This is a genomic window from Streptomyces sp. NPDC047130 (assembly GCF_040643475.1).
GTDB lineage: Bacteria > Actinomycetota > Actinomycetes > Streptomycetales > Streptomycetaceae > Streptomyces.
Map to the genome: position 1 here is coordinate 518,459 of NZ_JBEYUK010000001.1, position 9,370 is coordinate 527,828.

Annotated in this window: 6 protein-coding genes; all 6 read left to right on the plus strand. The window is 68.2% G+C overall.

Annotation, left to right across the window (positions count from 1 at the left end; genetic code table 11):
* Positions 1 to 145: 145 nt before the first annotated feature.
* The 6 genes from typA to ABZ836_RS02295 all read left to right on the plus strand — a co-directional run bounded on the left by typA (position 146) and on the right by ABZ836_RS02295 (position 8,977).
* Positions 146 to 2,053, plus strand: a complete 1,908-nt coding sequence (typA, locus tag ABZ836_RS02270) for a translational GTPase TypA (protein WP_356137120.1) — start codon at positions 146 to 148, stop codon at positions 2,051 to 2,053.
* A gap of 704 nt (positions 2,054 to 2,757) precedes the next feature.
* Positions 2,758 to 3,792 (plus strand): ABC transporter permease, encoded by a 1,035-nt coding sequence (locus ABZ836_RS02275; protein WP_356137122.1) that lies wholly within the window; start codon positions 2,758 to 2,760, stop codon positions 3,790 to 3,792.
* A 99-nt stretch (positions 3,793 to 3,891) separates the two neighbouring features.
* Positions 3,892 to 5,682 (plus strand): ABC transporter substrate-binding protein, encoded by a 1,791-nt coding sequence (locus ABZ836_RS02280; RefSeq protein ID WP_356137124.1) that lies wholly within the window; start codon positions 3,892 to 3,894, stop codon positions 5,680 to 5,682.
* Between the two features lie 102 nt (positions 5,683 to 5,784).
* Positions 5,785 to 6,762 carry an ABC transporter permease gene (locus tag ABZ836_RS02285; RefSeq protein WP_356137126.1) on the plus strand — a complete coding sequence of 326 codons (978 nt, stop codon included), beginning with the start codon at positions 5,785 to 5,787 and terminating at the stop codon, positions 6,760 to 6,762.
* Positions 6,763 to 6,777: 15 nt separating this feature from the next.
* On the plus strand, positions 6,778 to 7,839 hold the full coding sequence (locus ABZ836_RS02290; protein WP_356137128.1) for an ABC transporter ATP-binding protein: 1,062 nt from the start codon (positions 6,778 to 6,780) through the stop codon (positions 7,837 to 7,839).
* A 13-nt stretch (positions 7,840 to 7,852) separates the two neighbouring features.
* The gene (locus tag ABZ836_RS02295) at positions 7,853 to 8,977 is read left to right on the plus strand and encodes a dipeptide ABC transporter ATP-binding protein (RefSeq protein ID WP_356137130.1); all 1,125 of its coding nucleotides are present in this window, start codon (positions 7,853 to 7,855) and stop codon (positions 8,975 to 8,977) included.
* Positions 8,978 to 9,370 lie beyond the last annotated feature (393 nt).

A 9,370-nucleotide genomic window follows, 5' to 3' on the forward strand; every position in this document is an offset into this window, starting at 1 on the left:
CGGGAATGTGGGGTGGGGCGGGGGAAGCCGCCATATCCCCGTACGATGGGGTAAGGCCGTGGCATGTATCCGCCCGGCAGAAGGCCCCGCGCCACTCACCGAGGCGCGCGCCGGCCACCTCACACTCCCGGGAGTTAGTCGCACTATGGCCACGCGCCACGACATCCGCAACGTCGCCATCGTCGCCCACGTCGACCACGGCAAGACGACCATCGTCGATGCCATGCTCAAGCAGGCCGGCGCCTTCGCCGCGCACCAGCTGGAGTCCGTCGACGACCGCGTCATGGACTCGAACGACCTGGAGCGTGAGAAGGGCATCACGATCCTCGCCAAGAACACGGCGGTGAAGTACCACCCCAAGGACGGCGGGGAGCCCATCACCATCAACATCATCGACACCCCCGGCCACGCCGACTTCGGCGGCGAGGTCGAGCGCGGTCTGTCGATGGTGGACGGCGTCGTCCTCCTCGTGGACGCCTCCGAGGGCCCGCTGCCGCAGACCCGCTTCGTGCTCCGCAAGGCGCTGCAGGCCCGCAAGCCCGTCATCCTGTGCATCAACAAGACGGACCGCCCCGACGCCCGCATCGACGAGGTCGTCAACGAGGCCTACGACCTCTTCCTCGACCTGGACGCCGACGAGGACCAGATCGAGTTCCCGATCGTCTACGCCTGCGGCCGTGACGGCGTCGCCTCGCTGACCAAGCCGGCCGACGGCACGGTCCCGGAGGACAGCACCAACCTGGAGCCGTTCTTCTCCACCATCCTGGAGCACATCCCGGCCCCCACCTACGAGGAGGGCGCCCCGCTCCAGGCCCACGTCACCAACCTGGACGCCGACAACTTCCTCGGCCGCATCGCGCTGCTGCGCGTGATGAACGGCGAGCTGCGCAAGGGCCAGACCGTGGCCTGGATGAAGCGCGACGGCTCCGTCACCAACGTCCGCATCAGCGAGCTGCTGATGACCGAGGCGCTGACCCGCAAGCCGGCCGAGGTGGCCGGCCCCGGCGACATCTGCGCCGTCGCGGGCATCCCCGACATCACCATCGGCGAGACCCTGGCCGACCCGGAGAACCCGGTCGCGCTGCCGCTGATCCAGGTGGACGAGCCGGCCATCTCCATGGTCATCGGCACCAACACCTCCCCGCTGGTCGGCCGCGGCGCCACCGGCAAGGGCGCCGACAACAAGGCGGCCGTCAAGGACCGCAAGGTCACCGCCCGCCAGGTCAAGGACCGCCTCGACCGCGAGCTCATCGGCAACGTCTCGCTCCGCGTCCTGGACACCGAGCGCCCCGACGCCTGGGAGGTGCAGGGCCGCGGTGAGCTGGCGCTGGCCATCCTGGTCGAGCAGATGCGCCGCGAGGGCTACGAGCTGACCGTCGGCAAGCCCCAGGTGGTCACCAAGGAGATCGACGGCAAGGTCCACGAGCCCGTCGAGCGCCTGACCGTCGACGTCCCCGAGGAGCACATGGGCGCCGTCACGCAGCTCATGGGCGTCCGCAAGGGCCGGATGGACAACATGTCGAACCACGGCTCCGGCTGGGTCCGCCTGGAGTTCGTGGTGCCCTCCCGCGGCCTCATCGGCTTCCGCACGGAGTTCCTGACCCAGACCCGCGGCACCGGCATCGCCCACTCCATCCACGAGGGCCACGAGCCCTGGTTCGGCCAGCTCGTCACGCGCAACAACGGCTCGCTGGTCGCCGACCGCTCCGGCGCCGTCACCGCCTTCGCGATGACCAACCTCCAGGAGCGCGGCGTGCTCTTCGTGGAGCCCGGCACCGAGGTCTACGAGGGCATGATCGTCGGCGAGAACTCGCGCTCCGACGACATGGACGTCAACATCACCAAGGAGAAGAAGCTCACGAACATGCGGTCCTCGACCGCCGACGTGACCGAGTCCCTGGTGCCCCCGCGCAAGCTGTCGCTGGAGCAGTCCCTGGAGTTCTGCCGCGACGACGAGTGCGTCGAGGTGACCCCGGAGGCCGTGCGCATCCGCAAGGTCGTCCTCGACCAGCGTGACCGCGCGCGCACGGCGTCCCGCGCCAAGCACGCCTGATCCACCGCCCGTCCGGCGGCCCCCCGCGGGGCCCTCGGACGGGCGTCGCCGGAGGCCCGGGCCCCCTCATGGGGAGCCCGGGCCTCCGCTCTTTCCGGCCCCTTCGTACGCAACTCGTTTGCGGCTCGCGTTGTCCGGTATTCGGCGCGCTTCGACCGGTAGCCATGTAACACGTCCGTTTCGTGGGCTTCTCGCTGCTGTCGGAATGTCTGGAGTTTGGGACTTTGGGCGCGAGATGTGATTGAACCGAGACCAATAGACGGTGGTCCCTCTCCGGGGTCATGGCAGATAGTTAGCCGCATGGCGCTTCGGTGAACAGTTCGCCGCCTGTGCGGTAAGCGGGCCGGACCTCCGGCGCCATGGGGGGTGTTCGCTCGATCGCCGCGGTCCACGGGCCGTGACGCGGTGGTGGCGGCTCCCTCTCCTGTTGGTGAACACGTGGAGTCATGAGGAGGAGTCCCATGGGTGGTGCGACAGGCGCCCTGTGGGTCCGGTCGACTGCCGGCCGCGTCCGAGCCGGCCAGTCCGACGACTGGCTCTGAACCCACTCCCGGCCGGGCCCGCCCTGAGCGCTACGCGCGTAGGCAGGCGGTCACCGGCCGCACCCGGGTTCTCTGACACTTCATGATCCGGCCGACGGCCGGTGTTCGGCACGTCGTGCCGGATGCCGCACGCGGCACACCCAGACGCGAGATGGGCGAACAGTGACAAGTCCGATCGAGATCGACGACAGCGCGACCAAGGTCGTCGCCGAGGGCGAGGAGAAGCCCAAGGCGGCGGAGCCGTCGCTGGAGGGCCGGTCCCCCGGTCAGCTGATGTGGATGCGCTTCAAGCGCGACCGCACCGGCGTGATCTGCGCGTGGGTCGTCCTCGCGTATTTCCTCATCGGCCTCGCGGCCCCGCTGCTCACCATGCTGAGCGGGACCGACCCGTACACGCTGTACGGCCAGGACCCGGCCTACGCGGACAGGCCGGTCCTCGACGAGTTCGGCCTGCCGCTCGGCTCCTTCGGCGGCGTCTCGGCCGACCACTGGTTCGGCGTCGAGCCGCAGCTCGGCCGCGACGTCTTCGCGATGATGGTGTACGGCATCCGCACCTCGCTGTTCATGGCGGTGGGCGTCACCACTCTCTGCATCGTCACCGGTGTGGTGATCGGTCTGATCGGCGGCTTCCTCGGCGGCAAGACCGACTACTTCATCGGCCGTGTCACGGACTTCTTCCTCGCCTTCCCGAGCCAGCTGTTCTTCATCGCCTTCATGCCCGTGGTGACCGCGTTCTTCGTGGACCCGCGGGAGGAGACCCCGACCTACTTCCGGGCCGTGGCGATCCTGATCGTGCTCTGGGTTCTCGGCTGGATGGGCATGTCCCGTCTGGTCCGGTCGACCGTCCTCGCCCTGCGTGAGCGGGAGTTCGTCGAGGCGGCCAAGGTCTCCGGCGCCTCGAACTGGCGGATCCTCTTCAAGGAGATCCTGCCCAACGTCGTCTCGCCGATCCTCGTGCAGTTCACGTACACGCTGCCGAGCACCATCCTCACCATCGCCTTCCTCTCCTTCGCCGGCGTGGGCTTCGTGGAGCCGACCCCGGACTGGGGCCGTCTCTTCGCGAACGGCGCCGACTACACGGAGCAGGCGCCGGCCTTCATCTTCTTCCCCGGCGTGGCTCTGGTGATCTTCGTCCTGTGCTTCAACCTCCTCGGAGACTCGGTGCGGGACGCCTTCGACCCCAAGTCGGGACGGTGACCGTCGTCCTTGGTGGGGGGTGACTGCCGCCCCCAACGTCGGCTGCCAGCCGCGTCAGGCAGTACTCAGGAAAACAACCGACAGGTAGGTAATCACCCAATGAGACTGATGAACACGCGCACCAAGCGCGCCATCGTCGTCGCCCTCGCGGCCGGCTCCCTCGCCCTGACGGGCTGCTCCAACAACGAGGGCGGCAAGACCAAGACGGACGCCAAGACCCAGGACGACGCCAAGGGCCAGGCCAAGCCCATGGTCTACGCCGACGCCGCCGCCTCCAAGGGCCCGGCCGCCGAGGTTCCGGGCGCCAAGCAGGGCGGCACCGTCACCGCGTACATGGAGACCGACCTCACCCACCTGGACCCGGGTCAGATCTACGTCTCGGACGCCGGTCTCTTCTCCAACCTGATCCACCGCGGCCTGACGAACTTCCAGGAGGACGACGAGGGCAACCTGTCCGTCGTCGGTGACCTCGCCACCGACGCCGGCAAGATGTCCGACGACGGCAAGACCTGGACGTTCACGCTCAAGGACGGCCTGAAGGACGCCAACGGCAACCCGATCAACTCGGCCGACGTCCGCCACACCATCGAGCGCACGTACGCCAAGTTCATCTTCGACGGCCCGACGTACCTGCAGACCTGGCTGAGCGGCAAGGACTACCGCAAGGCGCTGCCGGACGGCGGCTTCGGCAAGAAGCACCTGCCGGACTCCGTCCTGGAGACGCCGGACGACAAGACGGTCATCTTCCACTTCGACAAGCCGCGCCTGGACCTGCCGCAGACGCTGGCCATGCCGGGCTACTCCCTGGTGCCCGAGGAGACGGACACCAAGGAGAAGTACGACAAGGCCCCGGTCGCCACCGGTCCTTACAAGATCGAAGAGTTCAAGAGCGGCAAGTCCCTCAAGCTGGTCCGCAACGAGAACTGGGACGCGGCCAGCGACCCGGTGCGCAACGCGTACCCGGACGCCTGGAACTTCGTCATCGGTGTCACCCCGGCCACCCAGACCCAGCGTCTGATCGCCGACAACGGCAACGACAAGAGCGCGATCCAGTTCACCGGCTCGATCGACAGCCCGAAGATCCCGCAGGTCCTCAAGGACCCGTCGATCAAGAAGCGCACCGTCCAGGGCTACCAGCCCTATGTGATGCAGCTGACCTTCAACCTTGACCGCGTCAAGAACAAGAAGGTCCGCGAGGCCATCGCGTACGGCATCAACTCGAAGTCGCTCATCGCGACCGAGGGTGGCGTCTACGGCGGCGACGCCGCGCCGAACCTGTTCGCCCCGACCCTCCCGGGTTACGAGGCCGACTACGACCCGTTCGGCCGTCTGAAGACGCCGCAGGGCAACGTCGCGAAGGCGAAGGAGCTCCTGGCGGACGTTCCGGCCGCGGAGAAGAAGATCGTCTACGCGTACCCGAACAGCGAGGCCGGCCAGCTCCGCAAGGTCGCCGTCGAGGACTCGCTGACCTCGCTCGGCTTCGACGTGGTGGCCAAGGAGGTCGACGCCGCCAGCTTCTACGAGCAGATCGGCAAGCTGGACAACCCGTACGACATGTACATCACCGGTTGGGGCCAGGACTGGCCGTCCGCCGCGACGGTCGTGACCCCGATCTACGACGGTGACCAGGTCGCGGACGGTGGTTCGAACTACGCGCACATCAACGACCCTGAGGTCCAGAAGCTGATCCAGAAGGCTCTGACCCAGAAGCCGGAGGAGGCGCAGGCCACCTGGCAGGAGGCGCACCGCTACATCCTGGAGGAGGTCATCCCGGCCGCTCCGCTGTGGTACGCCAAGCAGTTCCAGCTCTTCGGCTCGAACATCGGTGGCGCCCGCTACAGCTCGGAGTCGAGCTACATCGACGTCAACCGTCTCTTCCTGAAGTCGTAAGGCTTCACGGCTGACCGCGGGGGTGCGCACCAGGCGGAGCGCACCCCCGCGGTTCCGCGAATCCCCGCCTCACCCGTCTCCGCAGAGAGCAGCCTTCCCGCCATGTTCAAGTTCCTCATCCGGCGCTCGGTCGGTGCCGTCGTCACCCTTTTCCTGATCGGGGCGGCGACGTTCTTCCTCTTCATCGCCGGACCGTCCGACTATGCCTCTCTGGCGTGTGGCAAGGACTGCTCGCCTGCGAGGATCGCCGACATCCGCTCCGCCATGGGCCTTGACCAGCCGGTCTTCGTCCAGTTCTGGGATTTCATGTCCGGCATCGTGATGGGCCGGGACTTCCCGACCGGTCACTGCTCCGCGCCCTGCCTCGGCGTCTCCTTCAAGTCCGGGGACCAGGTCTGGCTGCGCATCATGGACAACTTCCCGACCACGCTGTCGCTGACCATCGGCGGCATGATCGTCTTCCTGATCGTGGGTCTGGGCGCCGGCATGATCTCGGCGTACAAGAAGGGCTCCGTGATCGACAAGGTGTCCTCGGGCGCCTCCATGGTGCTGAGCTCCTTCCAGATCTACTTCCTCGGCCCGCTGGTCCTGCTCGCCCTGGTCTACTCGACGGGCTGGTTCGAGAACCCCGAGTACCGCCCCTTCACCGAGGGTCCCCTCGCCTGGCTCGCCGGCCTGTGGATCCCGATCCTGGTGATGGCCACCATCTTCACCGCGCAGTACACGCGTATGGCCCGCTCCGAGCTCATCCAGCAGCTCCAGGAGGAGCACGTCCGCACCGCCCGCGCCAAGGGCATGAGCAAGAAGTACGTCTTCTTCCGCTACGCCTGGCGCGGCTCGCTGATCCCGATCATCACGGTGCTGGGCATCGACATCACCGCCCTCCTGTCCGGCGGCGTGGTCACCGAGCTGACCTTCTCGCTCCAGGGCATCGGCGTGCTGGCGGTCGAGGGCGCGCAGAGCAAGGACCTCCCGCTGACCATGGGAGTCATGCTGTTCAGCGCCTTCTTCATCCTGCTGTTCAACATGATCTGCGACATCGCCTACGCCTACGTCGACCCGCGCATCCGGCTCTCCTAGGAAGAACGAACCACAGTGACCACTCAGACCAAGACTGAGGACGCCCCGACCCCGGCCGGGTCCGGCGGCTTCCTCTCGGTCCGCGACCTGCGGGTGCGTTTCTCCACCGAGGACGGCATCGTCAAGGCGGTCGACGGCCTCTCCTTCGACGTCGAACGCGGCAAGACCCTGGGCATCGTGGGCGAGTCGGGCTCCGGCAAGTCCGTCACCAACCTCACGGTCCTCGGCCTGCACAACCCGGACACCACCACCATCGAGGGCTCCATCCACCTCGACGGCCAGGAGCTGCTCAGCGCCCCCGAGCGGGACCTGCAGAAGCTCCGCGGCAACAAGATGGCGATGATCTTCCAGGACCCGCTGACCGCGCTCTCGCCGTACTACACGGTGGGCCGGCAGCTGTCCGAGCCCTACATGAAGCACAAGGGCGCCTCCAAGAAGGAGGCGAAGGCCCGCGCCATCCAGATGCTGGAGAAGGTGGGCATCCCGCAGCCCAAGCTGCGCTTCGACGACTACCCGCACCAGTTCTCCGGCGGTATGCGCCAGCGCGCCATGATCGCCATGGCCCTGATGTGCGACCCGGAACTGCTGATCGCCGACGAGCCGACCACCGCGCTCGACGTGACGGTGCAGGCGCAGATCCTCGACCTGCTCAAGGACCTGCAGCAGGAGTTCGGCTCCGCGATCATCTTCATCACCCACGACCTGGGCGTGATCGCCAACATGGCGGACGACCTCCTGGTGATGTACGGCGGCCGGGCGATGGAGCGCGGCAGCGTCCGCGAGGTGCTGCACGAGCCCCGCCACCCCTACACCTGGGGCCTGCTCAGCTCGATGCCGCGTCTGGACAGCGACGTGGACATCGCGCTCGAGCCGATCCCCGGCAGCCCGCCCTCGCTGCTCAACCCGCCGACGGGCTGCCGCTTCAACCCGCGCTGCGTCTTCAAGGAGCACGTCCCCGGCGACCTCTGCACCACCGTCACGCCCGAGCTGGGCGAGGGCCGGGACACCGCCTGCCACCTGACGCGCGAGCAGAAGCAGACCATATTCATCGACAAGATCCAGCCCCGGCTGCGCTAGGGAGCACCGAGACATGAGCGACAACCTCACCGCCCCAGAGCAGAAGCAGACCGAGGCCGCCCCCGCCGCCGAGCGCGACACGCTGCTCGAGGTCAAGGGCCTGACCATGCACTTCCCCGTGTACGGCGGCTTCCCCTTCAAGCGGAAGGTCGGGGCGGTCCAGGCCGTCGACAACGTGGACCTGATGGTCCGCGAGGGCGAGGCCCTCGGTGTCGTCGGCGAGTCCGGCTGCGGCAAGTCGACGACCGGCCGCCTGATCACCCGCCTGATGGAGCCCACCGCCGGCACCATCACCTACCGCGGGCAGGACATCACCCACGCCTCGCGCAAGCAGCTGGCGCCGATCCGGTCCGAGATCCAGATGATCTTCCAGGACCCGTACTCGTCGCTGAACCCGCGCCAGACCGTCGGCACGATCATCAAGTCGCCGATGGAGATCAACGACATCGACCCGCCCGGCGGCCGGGACAAGCGGGTCAAGGAGCTCCTGGAGCTCGTCGGCCTGAACCCGGAGCACTACAACCGCTTCCCGCACGAGTTCTCCGGCGGCCAGCGCCAGCGCATCGGCGTCGCCCGCGCGCTCGCGGTCAACCCGAAGCTGATCGTCGCGGACGAGCCGGTCTCCGCCCTGGACGTCTCGATCCAGGCGCAGGTCGTCAACCTGCTGAAGAAGGTGCAGGACGAGCTCGGCATCGCCTTCGTCTTCATCGCCCACGACCTCGCGATCGTGCGGCACTTCTCGCAGCGCGTCGCGGTCATGTACCTGGGCAAGGTCGTCGAGGTCGGCGACCGGGACGACATCTACAACCGTCCCCGCCACCCGTACACCCACGCCCTGCTGTCGGCCGTGCCCGAGGTCGAGCTCGAGGACGCCGAGCCGCGCGAGCGCATCCGCCTGTACGGCGACGTGCCCTCCCCGGTCAACCCGCCGTCCGGCTGCCGCTTCCGCACCCGCTGCTGGAAGGCGCAGGACAAGTGCGCTACCGAGGAGCCGCCGCTGGTGCAGATCTCCGGCAACAAGGCCGGCCATCTCACGGCCTGCCACTTCCCGGAGGCGCCCACCACGGAGGCCCGTGACGAGGACGTCGTCCTCGACCCGGCGCTGAAGGCGCTCGAGAGCGAGGGCAAGGAGGTCTGACCTCCACCCACCCGACGCCAGGGCCGGCAGGGAGCACCCTCTCCCTCCCGGCCCTCGGCGTTTCCCACGCCCTTGGCGTTCGCCGCGCCCCCGGCGTTTCCCACGCCCCCGGCGTTCGCCGCGCCCTCGGCGTTTCCCACCCCTGCGGGGCCCACGCCCTGCCCTGCGGTCTGGTTGGCTCTGCGCCCTGCCCTGCCTTGCCCTGGCTTGCCCTGCCTTGCGGTCGGGTCGGCCCTGCGGCTTGCCCTGTGCTGTGGTCTGGTCGGTCCTGGGGTCTGCCTTGCGCTGCGGTCCGGCCGGCCCTGCGGCTTGCCCTGTGCTGTGGTCTGGTCGGTCCTGGGGTCTGCCTTGCGCTGCGGTCCGGCCGGCCCTGCGGCTTGCCCTGTGCTGTGG